The sequence below is a fragment of the Leisingera sp. JC1 genome, assembly GCF_001679925.1.
In the GTDB taxonomy this organism is placed as follows: domain Bacteria; phylum Pseudomonadota; class Alphaproteobacteria; order Rhodobacterales; family Rhodobacteraceae; genus Leisingera.
The window spans coordinates 1-582 of record NZ_LYUZ01000073.1 but is presented as its reverse complement, the minus strand read 5'-3'; the positions used below and the strand labels follow the sequence as shown (position 1 = coordinate 582).

The window sequence follows — 582 nt, the reverse complement described above, 5'->3', positions numbered from 1 at the left end:
GTCATCGGCAAGGCCGGGAATATCGTGACGGTGCCGCTGGCCTCTGACTGGTCCGACCTGGGCAGCTGGGATTCCCTGCACGCGATATCGGCAGAGGGGCCGGACCGCGTGGCGGAAATGGGCCCGGTGACCGCCATCGGCTGCGAGAATTCGCTGCTGCGGAGCGAAGAGGACAATATCCAGCTGGTTGGGCTGGGCCTGAAGAATATTGTTGCGGTGGCCATGCGGGATGCGGTTCTGGTCGCCGGTCTGGATCAGGCCCAGGACGTCAAGAAAGCCGTGGAGGTTCTGAAGGCAAACAGGGTGCCGCAGGCCGCGGAATACCCCCGGTTCCACCGGCCCTGGGGGTGGTATGAAACCCTGTGCCTCGGGGAGCGGTTCCAGGTCAAGCGGATCATGGTCAAGCCGGGCGGCATCCTGAGCCTGCAAAGCCATATGCACCGTTCGGAGCATTGGATCGTCGTTGCCGGCACGGCGCAGGTGACCGTGGGCGAGACCGTCAAGCTGCTGACGGAGAACCAGTCGGTCTATGTGCCCCTGGGGGAGGTCCACCGGATGGAAAACACCGGCAAGGTCCCGATG

The 582-nt window shown here is 64.3% G+C and carries 1 protein-coding gene; it reads left to right on the top strand.

Annotated elements, in window-relative coordinates:
* The coding region (locus A9D60_RS06935) for a cupin domain-containing protein (protein WP_141117866.1) at positions 1 to 582 on the top strand (582 nt) is incomplete at both ends.